Origin of the sequence: Actinosynnema sp. CA-299493 (assembly GCF_050946825.1) — a bacterium.
In the GTDB taxonomy this organism is placed as follows: domain Bacteria; phylum Actinomycetota; class Actinomycetes; order Mycobacteriales; family Pseudonocardiaceae; genus Actinosynnema.
This window is the reverse complement of sequence record NZ_CP191993.1, coordinates 3,609,974-3,632,435: the sequence shown is the minus strand read 5'-3', so window position 1 is coordinate 3,632,435 and position 22,462 is coordinate 3,609,974. Positions and strand designations below refer to the sequence as shown.

The window sequence follows — 22,462 nt, the reverse complement described above, 5'->3', positions numbered from 1 at the left end:
CGGCCGACGTCTCACTTGGACTTCCGTTCGACCGCGTTCGACCACGGGACCGGGTGACATCGACCGGACGACCGCCACGCGGACGCGACAGCCGCCGAAACCGGTCGGCGGCTGTCGCGTGTCGATCAGGCGGGGGCAGCGGGTCAGACGTCGCGGCGCTCGCCGTTCGGGCCGATCGGCGACCACCACTGGTTCGCGTTGGTCGCGCCGTCGCCGAAGTAGCCGGCGGTGCCCTCGACGACCTTCCCGTCCTCCCACCGGCTGATCTGCGCGCCGGTGATGTCCAGGACGTCGAACGGTGAGGTGCTGTCCGGCTTCGCGCCGGCCCGCACGGCGTGCACCCGCACCAGTTCCACGGAGTGGTCGCCGCCGATGACCGAGTGCAGGACGTCGGTCTGCCACGTGCCGCCCGACGCCACGAACACGCCGGTCAGGTAGTCGAGGAAGGAGTCGAGCCCTTCGTGCCACCCGGCGAACCTGTGCTGGCCGGGCGCGTGGAAGCGCAGGTCCTCGGACCAGTGCTCGGCGATCTTGGCCCGGTCGCCGGTCAGCAGGGCGGCGTACGCCGCGGCGACGAGTTCGGGCGTCACGGTGGTCATCGTTGCTCCTCGGTGGTGGACAGCCAGTCGTGCACGGTGTCGGCGGTGGATCCGGCGTGGTCCTGGACGATCGTGAAGTGGTCGCCCGGGGTGGTGCGGAACTCGTCCGCGTGCGCCCAGCCGGCCGGCCGACCGGCCAGCACCCGCTCGGCGCGCAGGAACAGGGTCGGGGTGGCGATCGGTCGCGGCGCCCAGGTCTGGAACACCTCGAAGTAGCCGCCCATCGCGGTGAGGGACGTGGCGTCGGTGTCCGTGCGGCGGGCGAACAGTCCCGCGACGAACTCGTCGGTCAGCTCGGGCGTCATCTCCGCCTGGACGTAGGTGTCCAGCAGGACGACGGCCCCGGCGGGCCTGCCCAGCTCCTCCAGGCGTCGCGCCACCTCGTGCGCGATCCAGCCGCCCGACGAGTACCCGAGCAACGCCACCGGACCGTCCGGGATGGACTTCAGGTGCGTCTCGACGACCGCCTCGACGGTGGCGGGCAGCGGTTCCCCGGCGCGGAAACCCGGCTGCGGCAGCACGGTCACGTCCCGCCGGCCGCGCAGGTGCTCGGCGAACCGGGCGTACTGGTGCGCGCCGGACAGCGCCACCACGGCCGGGAAGCACAGCAGGGCGGGCCCGCCGGCGCCGTGCGCGAGGCGGATCGGCGGCGGTGGCTCGGCGCTGGTGAACGTCGGGCGCAGCCGGGCCGCGACCCGCACCAGCTCCATGCCGACCATGAGCCTGCCCGCCGCCTTGGCCTGGTCGAACAACGCGGCCAGACCGTCGTCGGCGGCGGGTTCCGGACGCAGGCGCCGGGCGAGGTCGGCGACCGTGGGGTGCTCGAACGCGACGGTCGCCGACAGCGGGACACCGGTCGCCGCGGTGAGCCGGTTGCGCAGCTCCACCGAGGTGAGGGAGTCGAACCCGAGGTCGGCCAACGACGCCTCGGGCGACACGGGCTCGCGGTGGCCCAGCACCTCGGCCACCACCCGCCGCACGGTGGTCAGCCCGTCCTCGTCCGTCACGGCCCGCTCGACGTGCACCCGGCGCATCGGCACCAGCACCGGTTCGTCGGCGGTGAGGGCGCGGTCGAACAACGCCAGCCCTTCCCGGGTGGTCAGCGGTGCGATGCCGTTGCGCGCCAACCGGTTGCGGTCGGCGGCCATGCCCAGCTCCCACGGCCCCCAGGCCAGCGACACGCCGGGCAGGCCGCGTGCCCGGCGGTGTTCGGCGAGGGCGTCGAGGTAGGCGTTGGCGGCGGCGTAGTTCGCCTGGCCGGGCGCGCCGAGCGTGCCCGCCGCCGAGGAGAACAGGATCAGCGGCACGTCGGTCAGCTCGTGCAGGTGCCGCGCGCCGTCGGCCTTCGGCGCCAGGACGGCGCGGAGCCGTTGCGGGGTCAGGGAGTGCAGGGTGCCGTCGTCCAGCACCCCGGCGCCGTGGACCACCGCGCTCAGGCCCGGCAGGGACGCCAGCAGCTCGGCGACCTGGTCGCGGTCGGCGAGGTCGCAGCGGACGCCGACGGCTCCGGGCAGCTCGGGCGCGTGGCCGCTGCGGCTGGCCAGCACCACCTCCGTCACGTCGTGGGCGCGCAGCAGGTGCGCGGCGAGCGCACCCGCGAGCGCGCCGGAACCCCCGGTGACGAGGACCGTCCCGCCGAGCCTGCCCGGCGCGGTCGGGGTGGCGGGGACGAGGTGGGGGGTGAACAGCCGGCCGGAGCGGACGCGGACCTCCCGCTCACCCAGGCCGACCGCCTCGTCCGGCGGCACGCTGCCGTCCGTCTCGACCAGGGTGAACCGACCGGGGTGTTCGAGGGCGGCCGACCGCACCAGGCCGCGCACCGGCGCGTGCGCGAGCGTCGACCCGATCACGATGGCGAGCGGCTCCTCTGCGGACTGGAGGAGCACCAGCACGTCCTCGACCGTCGTGGTGTCGTCCAGCTCGACGATCGACGTGCCGCCGATGCCCTTCGGGGCCGTTTCGCGCCATTCGACGCGGTGCAGCGGCAGGTCCACCGGCATGGGCGCGAACGCGAGCGACCCGACCGAGGCCACCGGGCGGCCGTGCTCGTCGGCCAGGTCGACGCGCGCCTCGGCGGCGCCGAGCCGGGTGAGGCGGGCACGGGCGATCCGGGTGTCGCCGTGCCGCCGCACGTCGCGCCAGACGTGCGGCAGCAGGGCCTGGTCGGGCTCGAACAGGAACGCGGCGGCGTGCAGGACGGCGTCCAGCCCGACCGCGAACGAGTCCACCGGCACGTCCACCTCGGCGAACACCTCGCCGTCACCCCGCCAGGCCCGCGCGAGCCCGCGGAACGCCGGGCCGTAGCGCAGCCCGAGTTCGGCCACCTGGTCGTAGAAGCCGGTCAGGGTGACCTCTTCGGCGTCCGGCGGCCACTCGGTCAGCGGCACGGGTGTCGCATCCACCGCCGCGTCCGCCGCCGCGAGGGTGCCGATCGCGTGCGGTCGACCGTCCGCCGTGCACTGGACGGTGTCGCCCTGGACCGCGAGGCGGACCGCGGCGGGCAGGGCGAGCGGCCCGGTGGTGGTCAGCTCGCCGATCGGCCCGGCCCGCAGCGCGAGGTCGACGAACGCGGCGCCGGGCACGATCGGCCTGCCGTCCACCACGTGGTCGGCCCACCACGGCTCGTCGAAGGGCGCGGTGATCTCGTCGGCGTCCAGCCAGTACCGCTCGTACTGGAACGGGTAGGTCGGCAGGTCCGCGAGCGCCGTCGGCGGGAAGAACGCCGCCCAGTCCACCTCGACGCCGCGCACGTGCAGCTTCGCCAGGGCCGTGACGACCTTCGGCGGGTCGGTCGGGCCGATGTCCACCAGCCGGGTCACGCCCTCGTTCTCCAGGTGCGCCAGGGCGTCGGCGAAGCGCACCGGCTCCCGCAGCTGCCGGGTCCAGTACTCGGCCGTGCGCAGCTCGTCGCTCGCGCGCTTGCCGGTGAGCGTGGAGACGAACGGGATCGTGGGCGGCTGGAAGTCGATGCCGGCCACGACGTCGCGGAAGGGCGCGAGGACCGGGTCCACGTGCGGGGAGTGGAAGGCGTGGCTGACCGCCAACCTGGTCGCCTTGCGGCCCAGTGCCGTGATCAGCCGCTCCACCGCGTCGGTGTCACCGGAGACGACCGTGGCCAGCGGGCCGTTGACCGCCGCGACGACCACGCCGTCGGCGAGCAGCGGCACGACCTCTTCCTCCGCCGCCGCGAGGACGGCCATCGCCCCGCCGCCGGGCGCGCCCTGCATCAGCCGGCCGCGTGCCGCGACGAGCTTCGCGGCGTCGGGCAGGGTGAGCACACCGCCGACGTGCGCGGCGGCGAACTCGCCGATGGAGTGGCCCACCAGGAAGTCGGGTCGCACGCCCCACGACTCGTACAGCCGGAACAACGCCACCTCGACCGCGAACAGGGCGGGTTGGGCGAACTCGGTGAGGTGCACCTCCTCGGTGCCCAGCACGTCGTCCAGCGGACGGGCCAGGTGGCGGTCCAGCTCGGCCCGGACGGAGGCGAACGCGTCGGCGAACGCCGGGAAGGCCTCGCACAGCTCGCGGGCCATGTCGACGCGCTGGGTGCCCTGCCCGGCGAACAGGAAGCCGACCCGGCCGGTGTCGACGCGTTCGGGGTTCACGGCGTCCAGCGCGTCGAGCAGGGCCGCCCGGTCACCGACTACGGCCGCCCGGAACGGGAACGCCTGGCGGGCGGCGGCGAGCGTGCGCCCGACGGCCGTGACCGGCAGGTCGGCCGCGTGCTCGCGCAACCGGCGGGCCTGCTCGCGCACCACCTCCGGCGACCGACCGGACAGGACCCACGGCACGACCGGCCCGCCACCCACCTGGTCCCGCTGATCCGACCGGTGTCGCTGCCCAGACCGGTCCGGCCGGCCGGGCTGGTGCGGTCGGTCCAGGTGGCCCGGTTGGTTCGCCGGTTCCGGTTGGTCCGGGGACTCTTCCAGGATCACGTGGGCGTTCGTGCCGCTGATCCCGAACGACGACACCCCGGCCCGCCGGGCGCGGCCGGGTACCGGCCAGGGCTTGGCCTCGGTGAGCAGCTCCACCGCGCCCGCCGACCAGTCCACCTCGGACGACGGCCGGTCGAGGTGCAGGGTCCGGGGCACGGTGCCGTGCCGCATCGCCTGCACCACCTTGATCACACCGGCGACACCGGCCGCCGCCTGGGTGTGGCCGAGGTTCGACTTCACCGACCCCAGCAGCAACGGCGTGGAGCGCTCCTGCCCGTAGGTCGCCAGCAACGCCTGCGCCTCGATCGGGTCGCCCAACCGGGTGCCCGTGCCGTGCGCCTCCACCACGTCCACGTCCGAAGTGGACAGACCGGCGGCGGCCAGCGCGGCCCGGATCACGCGTTGCTGCGACGGACCATTGGGTGCGGTCAGGCCGTTGGACGCGCCATCGGAGTTCACCGCGCTCCCGCGCAGCAGCGCCAGCACCGGGTGACCGTTGCGGCGCGCGTCGGACAGCCGCTCCACCAGCAGCAACCCGATGCCCTCGGCCCAGCCGGTGCCGTCGGCGGCGTCGGCGAACGACTTGCACCGACCGTCCGCCGCCAACCCGCCCTGGCGGCGGAACTCGACGAACGTGTCGGGCGTGGACATCACCGTGACACCACCCGCGACGGCCATCGAGCACTCGCCGCCGCGCACCGCCTGCGCGGCCAGGTGCAGGGCGACCAGGGACGACGAGCACGCCGTGTCCACCGTGACGGCCGGGCCCTCCAGCCCGAAGACGTAGGCCACCCGGCCGGACGCGACGCTGCCCGAGCTGCCGCTGCCCAGGTACCCGGCGAGGTCGTCGGGAACGTTGCGCACCCGCGAGCCGTAGTCGTGGTACATCACGCCCGCGAACACCCCGGTCCGGCTGCCGCGCAACGACTCCGGCACGATCCCGGCCCGTTCGAACAGCTCCCACGTGGTCTCCAGCAGCAGCCGCTGCTGCGGGTCCATCGCCAGCGCCTCACGGGGCGAGATGCCGAAGAACGCCGGGTCGAACGCCGCCGCGTCGTGCAGGAACCCGCCCTCGCCGGTGAGGTGCCAGCCCCGGTCGGTCGGGAACGCGGACACCGCGTCGCCGCCGTCCGCCAGCAGCCGCCACAGGTCCTCCGGCGACCGGACGCCGCCGGGGTAGCGGCAGGCCATGCCGACGATCGCGATCGGGTCGTCGGCCACCCGGGCGACCGGCGCCTCCTCGACGCGTCCGGTCCCGCGCAGGTGTGCGATGAGCGCCGCCGGCGTGGGGTGGTCGAACACCAGGGTCGACGGCAGGCTCAGACCGGTGGCGGCGGCGAGCCGGTTGCGCAGCTCCACGGCGGTCAGCGAGTCGAAGCCCAGCTCGGCGAACGCCCTGGTGTCCTCCACCTCGTCGTACCCGAGCACGGCGGCCACCTCCGCCCGGACGAGGTCGCCGAGGTCGGCGACGTCACGGGCCGGTCGTGGCGCGACCGCCGCCGGTGCGGGCCGCCGGTCCATCAGCACGGGCGCGATCACGGGCGCGTCCAGGGTGAGAGCCGCGTCGAACGACGCCAGCCCCACCGCGTCGGACAGCGGTCGCAGGCCCGCGGCGGCCATGCGGCGCGACGCGGTCTCGTCCACCTCCCCCGCGAGCCCGCTCCCCCACGGTCCCCACGCGAGCGAGACGCCCGGCAGCCCTTGCGCGCGGCGGTGTTCGGCCAACGCGTCCAGGTAGGCGTTGGCCGCGGCGTAGTTGCCCTGGCCCGGTCCGCCGAACACGCCCGCCACCGAGGAGAAGAACACCAGGGGGACATCGGTCAGCTCGTGCAGGTGCCGAGCGGCGTCCACCTTGGGGCGCAGCACCTCCCGGACCCGGTCGGGGGTGAGCGACGAGATCACGCCGTCGTCCAGCACCGCGGCGCAGTGCACGACCGCGGTCACCGGGTGGGTGTCGAGCAGGCTCGCGAGCTGGTCGCGGTCGGCCACGTCGCAGGCCACCACGGTCACGTCGGCGTCCAGGTCCGGCGCCGCGCCGCCGCGCCGGCCGGCCAGCACCAGCCTGCGGACCCCGTGCGCGGTGACGAGGTGGCGGGCCACCAGCAGGCCCAACGCGCCCGTGCCGCCCGTGATGAGCACCGTGCTACCAGGCCCGAACGGCGACACCGCGTCGGCGGCCCGGACCCGGGTCAGCTCGACGGTGTGCTCGCGTCCTTCGGTGAGCACGACGATCCGGCCGGGGTCCTCCGACTGCGCCGAGCGGAGCAGCCCGCGCGCCGCCGCGCCCGCCAGGTCGTCGCGCGTGTCCACGACCAGGCGGTCACCGGCGTCCCGGGCCAGCTCCAGCGCCCTGAGCACGGCGGCTTCCGCGGTGGGCTCGTCGATGGTGGCGTCGGGCTCGAACGCCTCGCCCGCGCGCCAGGTCACCCGGTACAGCGGCGCGGCGGCGTCGCGGAGCCCGGCCAGCGGCCGGAGCCGCACCTGGTCGACCGTGACCACGGGCGCGCCGGACTCGTCGAACGCGGCCAGTGCCAGGGCGTGCTCGCCCACCGGGGTGAGCCGTGCCCGCAGCTTCGTCGCACCGGTCGCGTGCCACCGCACGCCGTGCCACGCGAACGGCACCAGCACCTCGTCCGAGCCGCCCGCCGCGTGCAGCACGGCGTCCAGCAGCGCCGGGTGCACGCCGAACAACCCGGCCTCGACCGGCAGCTCGACCTCGGCGAACACCTCCTCGCCGACCCGCCAGGCCGCCCGGAGGCCTTGGAACGCCGGACCGTGGGCGAGCCGCTCGTACACGTCGCCGACGTCGACCGCGGCACCGTTCGGCGGCCACTCGCCCAGCGGTTCGGGCGCCGCCGGGGCGCCGCCGAAGGTTCCGGACGCGTGCCGGTTCCACGGGCCGTCCGTCCGCGCGTGCACGGTGAACCGGCCCGCGGCGCCGACGACCACCTGCACCTGCACCTGGACCGGACCGGCCAGCGGGAGCGGCGCCTCCAGCGTCAGCTCCGCCAGCTGCCGCCCGGCGCCGACCTGCCGCGCCAGCTCCACGAACGCGGTGCCGGGCAGCAGCACGGCGCCGCCGACGACGTGGTCGGCCAGCCACGGCGCGTCGGCCGTCGAGATCGTGCCGAGGTGCCGCACGTCGTCCGACTCGGCCGACTCGATCCCGTCGTCCAGCCAGGGTTTCGGCGGCGCTTCGAGCCAGAACCGCCGCCGCTGGAACGCGTAGGTCGGCAGGTCCACCGCCCGCGCGCCGCTGTCGGCGAAGAACGCGTCCCAGTCCGGGTCGACGCCGCGCAGGTGCAGTCGCGCGGCGGCCAGGCCGACGGCCTCCGGTTCGGCGATCCGACCGCGCAGCAGCGGGACCACGTCGTCGGCCAGCGCGGCGAGCGTGCCGTCCGGGCCGAGTTCGAGGAACGTCCGCACGCCTTCGGCGGTCAGTCGGGTCATGGCGTCGTGGAACCGCACGGCTTCGCGGGCGTGCCGCACCCAGTGCTCCGCGGTGAACTCGACGGACGTGCCGGTCAACGTCGACACCACCGGGATCACGGCCTCACCGAACGACAACCCCTCGACCACCGCGCGGAACCCGTCCAGCATCGGGTCCATCAACGGCGAGTGGAACGCGTGCCCGACCCGCAGCCGCCGCCCGGTGAACGCCGCCAACGCCGCCTCGTCGCCGGACACCACGACCGCGCGCGGTCCGTTGACCGCCGCGATGCCCACCCGGTCGGACAGCAGCGGCCGCACCTCCTCCTCGGACATGGCGACGGCGACCATCCCGCCACCGGGCGGCAGGGCGTGCATCAACCGGCCGCGCGCGGTGACCAGCGTGCACGCGTCGTCCAGCGACAGCACGCCCGCGACGTGCGCGGCGGCGATCTCGCCGACCGAGTGCCCGGCCAGGAAGTCCGGTCGCACGCCCCACGACTCGACCAGCCGGAACAGCGCCACTTCCAGCGCGAACAGCGCGGGCTGCGCGAGGTCGGTGCGGTCGAGGGCCGAGCCCCCGAACACCGCGTCGCGCACGCCCAACCGCGTCAGCACGTCGTCGTAGGCCGCCGCGAACACGGGGAACCCGGCGTGCAGCGCGACGCCCATCCGCGCCCGCTGGCTGCCCTGCCCGGAGAACAGGAACGCCACCTTGCCCTCGACGGGCTCGTCCACGACGCCGGTGAACGCGTCCAGGTCGGTCAACGCGGCCCGGCGCCCGAGCGGCGCGCGGGTGGTGAGCAGCGAGTACGCGACGTCGACCGGCCGGACCTCGGGATGGGCCGCCAGGTGGGCCGACAACCGCCGGGCCTGCTCCCGCAGCGCCGGTCCGGTGCGGGCGGTCAGCACCCACGGCACGGACCGACCGGGCCCGGATGGCGTGGCGGGCGCCGCGGGCGGCTCCTCCACGATCACGTGCGCGTTGGTGCCGCTGAACCCGAACGACGACACACCGGCCCGGCGCGGGCGCTCCCCGGCCGGCCAGGGCTTCTCGGTGGTCAGCAGCTCCACCGCGCCCGCCGACCAGTCGACGTGCGGGCTGGGCCGCTCGGCGTGGAGGGTGCGCGGCAGCAGTTCGTGCCGCAGCGCCAGCACCACCTTGATCACGCCGCCGACGCCCGCCGCGGCCTGGGTGTGGCCGAGGTTGGACTTCAGCGAGCCCAGCGACAGCGGCCTGTCCCGGTCCTGGCCGTAGGTCGCCAGCACGGCCTGCGCCTCGATCGGGTCGCCGAGCACCGTGCCGGTGCCGTGCGCCTCGACCGCGTCGACGTCCGAGGCGGACAGACCGGCGTCGGCGAGCGCCTGCCGGATCACGCGTTGCTGCGACGGGCCGTTGGGCGCGGTCAGGCCGTTCGACGCGCCGTCCTGGTTGACGGCGCTGCCCCGGATCACGGCCAGCACGGGGTGCCCGTTGCGCCGGGCGTCGGAGAGCCGTTCGAGCAGCAGCATCCCGGCGCCCTCGGCCCACCCGGTGCCGTCGGCGTCGGCCGAGAACGACTTGCACCGGCCGTCGCGGGCCAGCCCGTCCTGGCGGCTGAAGTCCAGGAACGGGCCGGGCGAGGCCATCACCGTCGCGCCGCCGGCCAGGGCCAGCGTGCAGTCGCCCCGGCGCAGCGCCTGCGCGGCCAGGTGCACCGAGACCAGCGACGACGAGCACGCGGTGTCGATCGTGACCGCCGGCCCCTCCAGGCCGAAGACGTAGGAGACGCGGCCGGACGCGACGCTGCCCGCCGTGCCGGTGCCGAGGAACGCGTGCGCCTGCTCGGGGATCTCCGGCAGCCGGGAGGCGTAGTCGTGGTACATCACGCCGACGAACACGCCGGTCCGGCTGCCGCGCAACGTCGTGTGGTCGATCCGGCCGTGCTCGAACGCCTCCCACGCGGTCTCCAGCAGCAGCCGCTGCTGCGGGTCGACCACCAGCGCCTCGCGGGGGCTGATGTCGAACGGAGCCGGGTCGAAGTGGCCCGCGTCGTGCAGGAACCCGCCTTCCCGGGTGTGGCTGGCCGCGACGTCCGCGGCCGACCACCCCCGGTCGACCGGGAACGGCGTCACCGCGTCCCGGCCCTCGGCCACCAGCCGCCACAGGTCCTCCGGCGACCGCACGTCGCCGGGGTACCGGCAGGCCATGCCCACGACGGCGATCGGCTCGCGCGCCGCCTCCTCGGTGTCCCGGAGCCGTTGCCTGGTCTGCCGCAGGTCGGCCGTCAGCCGCTTGAGGTACTCCAGCACCTTCTCGTCGTCGGCCATCACGTCGCCCCGAGTTCCTGGTCGATGATGTCGAGCATCTGGTCGAGGTCGGCGGTGTCCAGTTCGAGGTCGTCCGGCTCGACGGCTGCCTCCCGCGCGACGTGCACGGCCAGCAGCTCCTCCAGCCGCTGCCGCACCCGCGCGCCGTCCTCCTCGCCGAGCGCCGCCAGCGACTCGGCCAGCACGTCCACCTGGGCGAGCGCGGCGGCGGCGTGGTCGGGGCGCAGCCGCTCGGCCAGGTGGTCGGCCAACGCGGTCGGGTTCGGGTGGTCGAACACGACCGTGGCGGGCAGCCGCAGCCCGGTGGCCGCGTCGAGGCGACGCCGGATCTCCACCGCCGCCAACGAGTCCAGCCCCAGGTCGGTGAACGGCCGGCCGGCCGGGACGTCCTGCGCCGAGCCGTGGCCGAGCACGGTGGCGACCGTCGACCGCACCAGCGTCAGCGGGTCGACGTCCTTCCTGACCTCGACGGCCTTGGCCGCGCGTGGCCGCAGGGTCGCGGCGGACACCCTGGCCGGCAGCAGCACCGCGTCGTCGAGCCCGAGCGCGGCGTCGAACAGCGCGAGCCCCTCGGCCTCGGTGAGCGGCGCGACCCCGTCCCGCCCCAGCCGCTCGCGGTGCGCGTCGGACAGCGACCCGCCCATGCCCACGTCCCACAGGCCCCACGCGAGCGAGACGGCGGGCAGTCCCCCGGCGCGCCGGTGCTCGGCGAGCCCGTCGAGGAAGGCGTTGGCCGCCGCGTAGTTGCCCTGGCCCGCGCCGCCGAGCAGCCCGGCCGCCGAGGAGAACAGGACCAGCGGCACGTCGGTCAGCTCGTGCAGGTGCCAGGCGGCGTCCACCTTGGGCCGGAACACCGCGTCGAACCGGTCCGGGGTCAGCGAGGACAGCACGCCGTCGTCCAGCACGCCCGCCGCGTGCACGACGGCGGCCAGGTCCGGGATCGTGGCCAGCAACGCGGCCAGCGCGTCCCGGTCCGCCACGTCGCAGGCCGCGGTCCGGAACCCGGCCACCGGCGTCCCGCTCCGGCTGACCAGCACCGCCCGGTCGCCGAGGTGGCGGGCGATCAGCCGGCCCAGCGCACCCGTGCCGCCGGTGACCAGCACCGTGCCGCCGGGCAGCTCGCCGTCCGGGGCCGGTGGCGCCGGCGCGAACCGGGGTGTCACCACCTCGTTGCCCCGCACCAGCAGGAACCGGTCCGGGTACTCGGCCTGCGCCGCCCGGACCAGGCCGTGGACCGCGGCGTGCGCGAGGTCGTCCGACACCACGATCGCCAACCGGGAGCCCGCCGACCTCGGGTCGGCCGGCCACGCGCCCAACCGCGCCAGCACGTCGGCGGTCGCGGCCCGGGCGGCGGTGGGCGGATCGCCCTCGAACACCGGGACCACGTGCCGCACCACCCCGTCGGGCACCGGCTCCCGCGCCCACGTGACGCGGTGCAGCGGTCGGGGCGCGGCGGCGGGACGCAGGGCCAGGTCGCCCACCGTGGCCACCGGCGCGCCGGAGTCGTCGGCGAGGACGAGCGAGACGGACTCGGGGCCGGTCGGGGTGAGGCGCACCCGCAGCGCCGACGCGCCCCGGCCGTGCACCGTCACGTCGGTCCACGCGAACGGCAGGAACGCGTGCCCGGCGCCGACCACCAGGCCGCCGGGCACCACGACGTGCTGCGCCACGTCCCGCAGCGCCGGGTGCAGGCCGTAGCCCTCGCCGTCGGGGACGGACACCTCCGCGAAGACCTCGGCGACCTCCGCGCCGGCCGCGTCCCGGGCCACCCGGCGCCACACCGCGCGCAGGCCGCGGAAGACCGGCCCGTAGTCGAGACCGGCCGCCGCGAAGTCCTCGTACAGCTCGTCGATCCCGATCTCGCGCGCACCCGCCGGCGGCCACTCGGTGAGCGACACCGCGGGTGCGGGGTCGTCGCCGAGCGCGCCGGTCGCGTGCTTGGTCCACTCGCCGCCCTCGGGACGCGCGTGGACGGTCAGGTCCCGGTCGGCCACCACGAGCTGCACCTCGACCGCCGTGCCGTCCGGCACCACGAGCGGGTGGTGCAGCGTCAGCTCCGCCACCCGGCCGGCGCCGACGCGCGTCGCCGCGTGCCCGGCCAGCTCCAGCAACGCCGTGCCGGGCACGACGACCTGCCCGAACACCCGGTGCTCGGCCAGCCACGGGTGGGTCGCGGTGCTCAGCCGCCCGTGCAGCAGCAGCCCGCCGTGCTCGGCGAGCTCCGCCACCGCGTCGACCATCGGGTGCTCGGCGCCGGACCGCCGCCGCGCCGTGGCGCCGGGCCAGAAGCGCTTGGGCTGGAACGCGTACGTCGGCAGCTGCACCCGCCGCGCCTGGCGGCCCTCGTACACGCGCGTCCAGTCGACCCCGACGCCGCGCGCGTGCAGCTCCGCGACGGCGTCGAGCAGCGTCTCCTCGTCGGGCCGGTCGCGGCGCAGGGCGGGGATGAACTCGCCCGTGCCGCTCAGCGCGCCGCTGGGCCCGACCTCCAGGAACGTCCGCACGCCGAGGGATTCCAGGTGTCGCACGGCGTCGTGGAACCGCACGGCTTCGCGGGCGTGCCGCACCCAGTGCTCCGCGGTGAACTCGACGGACGTGCCGGTCAACGTCGACACCACGGGGATCACCGCCTCACCGAAGGACAAACCCTCGACCACGGCCCGGAACCCGTCCAGCATCGGATCCATCAGGTGCGAGTGGAACGCGTGGCTGACCTTGAGCCGGGTGGCGCGCTCGAACCTCGCCGCCACCGCGAGCACCGCGTCCTCGTCGCCGGACACGACCGTCGACCGCGGACCGTTGACCGCGGCGATGGCCACCCGGTCGCTCAGCAGCGGCAGCACGTCCTGCTCGGACGCGACGACCGCCGCCATGGCCCCACCGGTCGGCAGCGCCTGCATCAGCCTGCCGCGCGCGGTGACCAGCGCGCACGCGTCCGCCAGCGACAGCACGCCCGCGACGTGCGCGGCGGCGATCTCGCCGACCGAGTGCCCGGCCACGAAGTCGGGTCGCACGCCCCAGTGCTCCAGCAGCCGGAACAACGCCACCTCGAACGCGAACAGCGCGGGCTGCGCGACCCCGGTCTCGTGCACGGCGTCGGTGTCGAGGGCGTCGCCCAGCCCCAGGTGCGCGCACACCTCGTCGAACGCCCGCGCGAACGCGGGGAACGCCTCGTGCAGGTCGGCGGCCATGCCCGGGTGCTGGCTGCCCTGGCCGGAGAACAGGAACGCCACCCGCCCCGCGTCGTCGCGCCCGCCCGTCACCTCGGCGAGCCGCTCCACCAGGGCTTGGCGCGAGCCGCCGGCGAAACCGACCCGGCGTTCCAGGTGCGCACGCGTGGTGGCCAGCGTCCACGCCACGTCCAGCGGGTGCTCGGGCGTCTCCTCCAGGTGCGCGAGCAGCCGTCGTGCCTGGTCGCGCAGCGCCGCGTCGTCCTTGGCGGACAACACCCACGCGACCGGTCGGGCGTCGTCGGTCGGTTCGGCGGTCTCCTCGTCGGCCTGTTCGACGATCACGTGGGCGTTCGTGCCGCTGATGCCGAACGACGACACCCCGAACCGGCGCGGGCGACCCGCCTCGGGCCACGGCCTGGCCTCCGCCAGCACCTGCACGGTGTCGACGCCCCACTCGGCGTGCGGGGTGGGCTCGGTGACGTGCAGGGTGCGCGGCAGGACGCCGTGGCGCATCGCCTGCACCATCTTGATCACGCCGGCGACCCCGGACGCGGCCTGCGAGTGGCCGAGGTTGGACTTGAGCGACCCGACCCACAGCGGCTCGGTGCGCTCCCGGCCGTAGGTGGCGAGCAGCGCCCGCGCCTCGATCGGGTCGCCCAGGCGGGTGCCGGTGCCGTGCGCCTCGACGGCGTCGACGTCGGCCGGGGAAAGCCCCGCGTCGTCGAGCGCGCGTTGCAGGACGCGCTGCTGCGCGAGGCCGTTCGGCGCGGTCAGGCCGTTGGACGCCCCGTCCTGGTTCACCGCCGTGCCACGCACGACCGCCAACACCTGGTGCCCGTTGCGGCGCGCGTCGGACAGCCGCTCCACCAGCAGCACACCGACGCCCTCCGCCCACCCGGTGCCGTCCGCGGCGGCCGAGAACGACTTGCAGCGGCCGTCCTCCGACAGCACGCGCTGCCGGCTGAACTCCGTGTAGGTGCCCGGTGTCGCCATCACCGTCGCGCCACCGGCGAGCGCCAGCGAGCACTCACCGCGCCGCAACGCCTGCGCCGCCCAGTGCAGCGACACCAGGGACGCCGAGCACGCCGTGTCCACGGTGACCGCCGGGCCCTCCAGCCCGAAGGCGTACGCGACCCGCCCGGACAGCACGCTCGCCGAGTTGCCGGTGCCGATGTAGCCCTCGACCGCGTCCCAGTCGCCCCGCCACAGGTCGGCGTAGTCCTGGCCGTTGGTGCCCACGAAGACGCCGGCCGTGGAGCCGCGCACCGACTCCGGGTCGATGCCGGCGCGTTCGAACGCCTCCCACGCCACCTCCAGCAGCAGCCGCTGCTGCGGGTCCATCGCCAGCGCCTCACGCGGCGAGATGCCGAAGAAGGCCGCGTCGAACGTCGTGGCGACGTCGAGGAACCCGCCGCCGCGGGTGTAGGTGGTGCCCGGTTGGTCCGGGTCGGTGTCGAAGATGCCCGCCAGGTCCCAGCCGCGGTCGGTCGGGAACGGGCCCACCACGTCGGCCTCAGCCTCGACCAGCCGCCACAGGTCCTCCGGCGACCGGACACCGCCGGGGAACCGGCAGGCCATGCCGACGATCGCGATCGGCTCCTGGCTCGGCGCGGCCACCGGCGCGGTGACGACCGGTCGGCGCTCCCCCGCCAGGTGCTCGGCGAGCGCGGTCGGCGTCGGGTGGTCGAACACCAGCGTCGTCGGCAGCGACCGGCCCGTCGCGGCGGCCAGCCGGTTGCGCAGCTCGACGGTGGTGAGGGAGTCGAACCCGAGGTCCTTGAACGGCCGGGACACGTCCACCGAGTCGGGGCTGCCGTGGCCGAGGACCGTGGCGACGTGCGCGCGCACCAGGTCCAGCACGGTGCCGTGGTCGGACTTCGACGGGGGCGTGACGGCCGTGGCACGGGCGCCGACGACGAGCGGCCGGTCCGCCGTCAACGCGCTGTCGAACATGGCCAGCGCCTCGGCCGTGGTCAGCGGGGCGAACCCGCTGCGGGCCAGCCGGGCGCGGTCCGCCTCGCCCAACCCGCCGGTCAGACCGCTGTCCTCGGCCCACAGGCCCCAGGCGATGGAGACCGCGGGGAGGCCTCGGGCGCGGCGGTGCTGGGCGAGCGCGTCGAGGAAGGCGTTGCCCGCCGCGTAGTTCGCCTGCCCCGCGCCGCCGAGCACCCCCGCCAGCGAGGAGAAGAACACCAGGGGCACGTCGGTCAGCTCGTGCAGGTGCCACGCGGCGTCGACCTTCGGGCGCAGGGTGGTGGCGAGCCGCTCGGGTGTCAGCGACTCGACCGTGCCGTCGTCCAGCACGCCGGCCGCGTGCACGACGGCGGTCAGGCCGGGGAGGTCGGCGAGCAGCGCCGCCAGCGCGTCGCGGTCCCCCACGTCGCAGGCCACCACGCGGACGTCGGCGTCCAGGTCGGGCAGCGGGTTCGGGCCACCGCCGCGGCTGACGAGCACGAGGTTGCGCACGCCGTGCGCGGTCGCCAGGTGCCGCGCGAGGAGCGTGCCCAGGGTGCCCGTGCCGCCCGTGATGAGCACGGTGTCGCCCAACTCGACGGCGGGCGCGGTGAGCACGAGCTTGCCGGTGTGCCGGGCCTGGCCCAGGAACCGGAACGCCTCCGGCGCCTGCCGCAGGTCCCACGCGGTGACCGGCAACGGCGTCACCGCGCCCGCCTCGAACAGCGCGCCCAGCTCGGCGAACATCTCCCGGATGCGGTCGGGCCCGGCCTCCACCAGGTCGTAGGCCCGGTAGACGACACCGGGGTGCCGCCGGGCGACCTCGGCCGCGTCCCGGATGTCGGCCTTGCCCATCTCCAGGAACACCCCGCCGCGCGGCAGCAGCCTCAGCGAGGCGTCCACGAACTCGTCGGTCAGGCAGTCCAGGACGATGTCCACGCCGTCGGCGAAGCGCTGCTCGAACTCCAGCGTGCGCGACGACGCGATCCGCTCGTCGGGGTAGCCGAGCGACCGCAGCACGGGCCACTTCGGCGGACTGGCCGTGCCGTGCAGCTCCAGACCCCAGTGGCGGGCGAGCCGGGTCGCCGCCATGCCGACACCGCCGGTGGCGGCGTGCACCAGCAGGGACTGCCCGGGGCGCGCGCCCGCGAGGTCGACCAGGCCGTAGAACGCGGTGAGGAACACGACCGGGGTGGAGGCGGCCTGGGCGAACGTCCACCCGGTCGGCACCGGGGCCAGCATCCGGTGGTCGGTGACCGCGACCGGCCCCATCGCGCCGCCCGCGAACAGGCCCATCACCTCGTCGCCGGCGGTGAAGCCGGTGACCTCCGAGCCGACCTCCAGCACCACGCCGGCGGCCTCGCCGCCGATCCTGGCGTCGTCGCCGGGGTAGAGGTCGAGGCCGATCAGCACGTCCCGGAAGTTCAGGCCCGCCGCCCGGACCGCGATCCGCACCTCGCCCGGCCCCAGCGGCTCGCGCGGGGACGGCACCGGCGCGAGGTTCTCCAGCGTCCCGCGTTCGGTGACGTCCCAGTGCCAGTCGGTGTCCGGCGTGCGCGGCACCTCCAGCGGCACCACCTTCGGCGTCCACGCCTCGCGACCGCGCAGCACCACCTGCGGCTCGCCGGCGGCCACCCCGCGGGTGACCAGGTCGGCGGACGCCTCGTCGGTGTCCACGATGGACACCCGGCCGGGGTGCTCGGCGATCACCGAGCGGACCAGGCCCCAGACCGGGGCGGCGGCGAGGTCCGAGACGTGGTCGCCGACCGCGTTCCGGGTGACGACCACCAGGTGCGGCCGGTCACCCGCCAAGTGCTCCCGCACGGCCCCGAGCACCTGTGCCAGCGCGTCCCGCGCGCCGGAGATCGGGTCGTCGGCGCCGGTGACGTGCAGGACGTCCGCCTCGACGCCCGCCTCCGGCAGGGTCAGCGGCACCCACTCGACCCGGGAGAGCGGCGACCGCGCGTGCCCGGCGCCCACCGTCCGCAGGACCAGCGACTCGACCGCGAACACCGGCACGCCGTCCTCGTCCACGGCCGTGATCTCGTGCCCGTCGCCGTTCGGGCGGACCCGGACGCGCAGCCTCGTCGCCGTGGACCGGCGCAGCCTCACGCCGCTCCACGAGAACGGCACCCGCACCTCGTGCGCCGGGGTCTCCAGGACGTGCAGCACGGCGTCGAGCAGGGCCGGGTGCGGGTCGAACCGGCCCGCGTCGCCGGGCAGCCGCACGTCCGCGTAGAGGTCGTCGCCGGAGCGCCAGGCCGCCTCCAGGCCCCGGAACAGCGGGCCGTAGTGGTAGCCCTGGTCGGCCAACCGCTCGTACCGGCCCGCGAGGTCGACCGGCTCGACGTCGGCGGGTCGGTCGAAGCCCCGCGGCGGCGCGCCGTCCGCCGTGAGGACGCCCGTGGCGTGCGTGGTCCAGTCGTCGCCGTGCCGGGAGTGGACGGTGACGCGGCGGCGGCCCCGGTCGTCCGGCGCCTGCACCGCCAGCTGCACCTCGGCCGGCACCGTGAGCGGGGCGTGCAGCACCAGCTCCGCCAACACCGGGCACCCGACCCGCTCGCCCGCGCGAACGGCCAGCTCGACGAGCGCGGCGCCGGGCACCACGGTTTCCCCGAGCACGGCGTGGTCGGCCAGCCACGGGTGCGCGTCGAGCGACAACCGGCCCGCCAGCAGCACGCCGTCGCCGTCGGCCAGCCGCACCGCGGAGGTCAGCAGAGGGTGGCCGGACGTGACGCCGTAGTCGAGGTCGGTCGCCAGCCAGAACCGCTCCCGCTGGAACGGGTAGGTCGGTAGGTCGGTCCGCCGCGCTTCGGGCAGCCGCCAGTCCACCGCCACGCCGCGGACGTGGGCCTCCGCCAGCGCGTGCGCGAACCGGTCCGGGCCGCCGTCGTCGCGGCGCAGGGTGGACAGCACCACCGGCCCGTCCCCCAGGACGGTCGTGAGCACGGGGTGCGGGCTCGACTCCAGCAGCACGCCGATCCCGTCCGCCAGCGCGGCCTGCGTGGCGCGGTGGAACTCGACCGGTTCACGCGCGTTGCGGTACCAGTAGTCGGCGTCGAGGGTCGTGGTGTCGACCAGGGCGCCGGTCACCGACGAGTAGAACGGGATCGCCGACGACCTCGGGCGGACGGGCGCGAACGCGGCCAGCAGCTCCTCGCGGATCGAGTCCACGCGCGGCGAGTGCGCGGCGAAGTCCACCGGCACGCGCTTGGCCCGCAGCTCCTCCCGCGCGAGCAGCCGCTCCAGCGCGGCGGTCTCGCCGGAGACGATGGTGGAGCTGGGGCCGTTGACGCCGGCGATGCCGAGTCCGTCCTCCAGCAGGGCGCGCACCTCGTCGACCGGCAGCGGCACGGACGCCACGCCGCCGCGCACCGCCGGTGACGACATCGCCTTGGCGCGCGACGCTATCACCCTGGCCGCGTCGTCGAGCGACAGCGCGCCCGCGACCGCCGCCGCCGCGACCTCGCCCTGCGAGTGGCCGACCACCGCGGCGGGCACGACGCCGTGGTGCCGCCACAGCTCGGCCAACGACACCATGACCGCCCACTGCGCGGGCTGCACCACGTCCGGCCGGTCCAGCGGGCCGGACAGCTCGGTGACGAGGTCCCAGTCCACGTGGGGCCGCAGCGCGGCGGCGCACTCGTCCAGCTTCGCCGCGAACACCGGTGAGGACCGGTACAGCTCCACGCCCATCCCGGACCACTGCGCGCCCTGCCCGGGGAAGATCAGCGCCACCCCGCCGGACGCGGTCGCCTCACCGGTCACGACGTCCACGGCAGGCTCGTCGCGCGACAGCGCGCCCAGGCCCGGGCGCACGTCGCCGAGCACCACGGCCCGGTAGCGGAACGGCGTGCGGGTGTGCGCGAGCGACCACGCCACGTCGGCCGGGTCGGCGTCGAGGTCCAGCAGCCGGGAAGCCTGCTCCCGCAACGCTGCCGGGCTCTTCGCGGACAGCGCCCAAGGCGCCCGGCCGGGCTCGGCGGACAGCACCCCGGGCACCTGACCCGAGCCGGGGGCCGGCTCGGCGGACTCGACCGGCTCGGCGGGCTCGGCGGGCTCGGCGGGCTCGGCGGCGGCGTGTTCCACGATGACGTGCGCGTTCGTCCCGCTGATGCCGAACGACGACACCGCGGCCCGGCGCGGCCGGTCGGTGTCGGGCCACGGCGCGGCCTCGGTGAGCAGCCGCAGCGCGCCCGCCGACCAGTCCACGTGCGATGAGGGCTCGCCGACGTGCAGGGTCTTCGGCGCGGTGCCGTGGCGCATGGCCATCACGACCTTGATCACGCCCGCCACACCGGCGGCCGTCTGGGTGTGGCCGAGGTTCGACTTCACCGAGCCGAGCAGCACCGGCGCGTCCCGGTCGCGCCCGTAGGTGGCCAGCAGCGCCTGCGCCTCGATCGGGTCGCCGAGCCGGGTGCCGGTCCCGTGCGCCTCCACGAGGTCGACGTCGGCCGGGGTGAGGCCCGCGGCGGCGAGGGCGTCCCGGATCACCCGTTCCTGCGCCGGTCCGTTGGGCGCGGTCAGACCGCTGCTCGCGCCGTCCTGGTTGACCGCGCTGCCGTTGACGACCGCCAGCACCGGGTGGCCGTGCCGCCGCGCGTCGGACAGGCGCTCCAGCAGCAGGAGTCCCGCGCCCTCCGACCAGCCGGTGCCGTCGGCGTCGGCCGAGAACGCCTTGCACCGGCCGTCGGCGGCCAGCCCGCCCTGCTTGGCGAACTCGGTGAACGTCCGCTGGGTCGCCATCACCGCGACACCGCCGGCCAGCGCGAGGTCGCACTCGCCCGCGCGCAGCGACCGCGCCGCCAGGTGCAGCGCGACCAGCGAGGACGAGCACGCGGTGTCGATCGTGACCGCCGGACCGGTCAGCCCGAACGCGTAGGCGAGGCGGCCGGACGCGACGCTGCCCGCGCTGCCGGTGCCCAGGTGGCCCGCCACCTCCTCGGGCGGCGTGCGGAACCTGGACGCGTAGTCGTCGTACATGACGCCCGCGAACACACCGGTCCGGCTGCCGCGCACGGCGTCCGCGGTCAGGCCGGCGCGTTCGAACGCCTCCCAGGACACCTCCAGCAGCAGCCGCTGCTGCGGGTCCATGGCCAGCGCCTCGCGCGGCGAGATGCCGAAGAAGCCGGCGTCGAAGTCCGCGGCGTCGTGGAGGAAACCGCCGAGGCCCTCCCCCTCCCAGTCGCGGTCGGCCGGGAACCCGGTGATGGCGTCGCCACCCGAGTCCACCAGCCGCCACAGGTCTTCCGGCGACCGCACGCCGCCGGGGTAGCGGCAGGCCATCGCCACGATCGCGATCGGCTCCTCCGCGTCCGCCAACCGCTGCCGGGTCTCCTGCAACTCGGCGGTGACCCGCTTGAGGTAGTCGAGCAGTTTCTCGTCACCGGCCACCGGGACCTCGCTTCACGTTGAGCGTGTTGTCGATGAACGCGAAGAGCTCTTCGGCGGTGGCCGACGCCAGGTCGTCCGCCGGTCGCTCCTCGGGCAGCAGTTCCCGCCCCAGCCGGTTCGCCAGGTCGGCGGGCGTGGGGTGGTCGAACACGACCGTCGCGGGCAGCCGGACGCCGGACAGCGCGCCCAGCCGGTTGCGCAGCTCGACGGCCGTCAAGGAGTCGAACCCGAGGTCGAGGAAGCCCCGGTCGGGCGCGATCTCCGCGGCCGTCGCGTGGCCCAGCACGCCCGCCACCTCGGCCCGCACCACGTCCAGCAGCAGGTGCGCGCGCCGCTCCGGCGGCGCGCCCGCGAGCCGTTCCGCCAGGCCGAGCACGGGTCTCGGCGCGGGTTCGGGGCGGGACAGCCTCGCCGCCACCAGCGTGGGCGACCCGTGGCCGAGCGCCGCGTCGAACAGCACCACGGCCTCGGCCGGGCTCAGGGGGCGCATCCCGGACCTGGCGATCCGCTCCCGGTCCACGTCGGTCAACCGGCCGACCATGCCGTCCGGGTCGTCCCACCAGCCCCACGCGATGGACACCGCGGGCAGGCCACGCGCCCGGCGGTCCTCGGCCAGCGCGTCGAGGTAGGTGTTGGCGGCGGCGTAGTTGGCCTGGCCGGGCGAGCCGAGCGTGCCCGCCGTGGAGGAGAAGAACACCAGCGGGACGTCGGTCAGCTCGTCCAGGTGCCGGGCGGCGTCGACCTTGGGCCGCAGCACCTCGGTCAGCCGGCGCGGGGTCAGGGACTCGACCACGCCGTCGTCCAGCACGCCGGCGCAGTGCACGACGGCGTCCACCCGGTGCTCGGCGAGCAGCCGGGCCAGCCCCGCGCGGTCGGCGACGTCGCAGGCCACCACCTCGAACCCGGCCACCGGCGTGCCGGAACGGCTCGCGAGCAGCACCCGGGCGCCGTGCGCGTCGCGCAGGTGCCGGGCGACGTGCCGGCCGAGCGCCCCGGTGCCGCCGGTGACCAGGACCGTCCCGGTGAGCCGCACGTCCTGCTCGGACGCCGGCGCGCGCTTCAGGCCGGGCCGGAGCACCTGATCGCCCCGCACGACCACGTGGGGTTCGCCCGCGGGCACGACCACCGGGCCGTCGGTCTCGACGAGCACGACCCGGCCGGGCTGCTCGACCTGCGCCGACCGCACCAGACCGCGCACCGTGGCGGTGGCGAGCGAGCCGTCGGTGACCAGCACGAGCCGTTCCGCGTCCGACTGGACCGCCTCCAGCGCCCGCAGCGCGGCGGTGTGCGGGTCGTCGGCGTCGATCCGGACGACCGTGCGGTCGGTGTCCACCTCGGTCACCTCGACCGGGACCCACGTCGGCACGTGCAGGTCGGCGTGCCGCCGTCCCCGCTGCGGCCGGACCACCACCGACTCGATGGCCAGGACGGGTCCGCCGTGCTCATCGGTCAGCACGACCGACGCGCCACCCTCGTGCGGGGTCAGGCGCGCCCGCGCGGACGTGGCCGGGCCGAACCGCGAGATCCCCGTCAGGGCGAACGGCAGGCCCTCGCCCGCCACCAGCCCCAGGCCCTGCAAGGCGGCGTCGAGCAGCGCCGGGAACTCCTCCGCGGACACGGCGGCGTAGACCTCGTCGCCCACCCGCCGCACCTCGCGGAGCCCCTG

Annotated in this window: 4 protein-coding genes (1 of these 4 only partly in view); all 4 read right to left on the bottom strand. The window is 75.8% G+C overall.

All coding sequences use genetic code 11. The annotated features are described in order from the left end of the window. Positions 1-143: 143 nt before the first annotated feature. Tightly spaced (each overlapping or abutting the next), the 4 genes in view from ACQPYE_RS16320 to ACQPYE_RS16305 form a layout consistent with a single transcriptional unit that may run on beyond the window. Positions 144-599, bottom strand: coding sequence for a nuclear transport factor 2 family protein (locus ACQPYE_RS16320; protein ID WP_498722138.1), 456 nt, complete (start codon positions 597-599; stop codon positions 144-146). Then, positions 596-10,279: an SDR family NAD(P)-dependent oxidoreductase gene (locus ACQPYE_RS16315; protein WP_498722137.1), complete on the bottom strand. Its 9,684-nt coding sequence runs from the start codon at positions 10,277-10,279 to the stop codon at positions 596-598. The genes ACQPYE_RS16320 and ACQPYE_RS16315 overlap by 4 nt, the downstream gene beginning before the upstream one ends. Beyond that, positions 10,276-20,796: an SDR family NAD(P)-dependent oxidoreductase gene (locus ACQPYE_RS16310; RefSeq protein WP_498722136.1), complete on the bottom strand. Its 10,521-nt coding sequence runs from the start codon at positions 20,794-20,796 to the stop codon at positions 10,276-10,278. Before ACQPYE_RS16310 ends, ACQPYE_RS16315 begins: the two co-directional genes overlap by 4 nt. Next, positions 20,786-22,462, bottom strand: partial view of a type I polyketide synthase gene (locus ACQPYE_RS16305; RefSeq protein ID WP_498722134.1) — the 3' end only. The gene runs 13,719 nt beyond the window's last position; the window shows 1,677 of its 15,396 coding nt (coding positions 13,720-15,396); its start codon lies off the right edge, out of view; its stop codon occupies positions 20,786-20,788. The genes ACQPYE_RS16310 and ACQPYE_RS16305 overlap by 11 nt, the downstream gene beginning before the upstream one ends.

Coding starts and splice junctions, on each gene's coding strand:
- ACQPYE_RS16320 (WP_498722138.1), bottom strand. CDS start 599: ATGACCACCGTGACGCCCGAACTCGTCGCCGCGGCGTACGCCGCCCTG.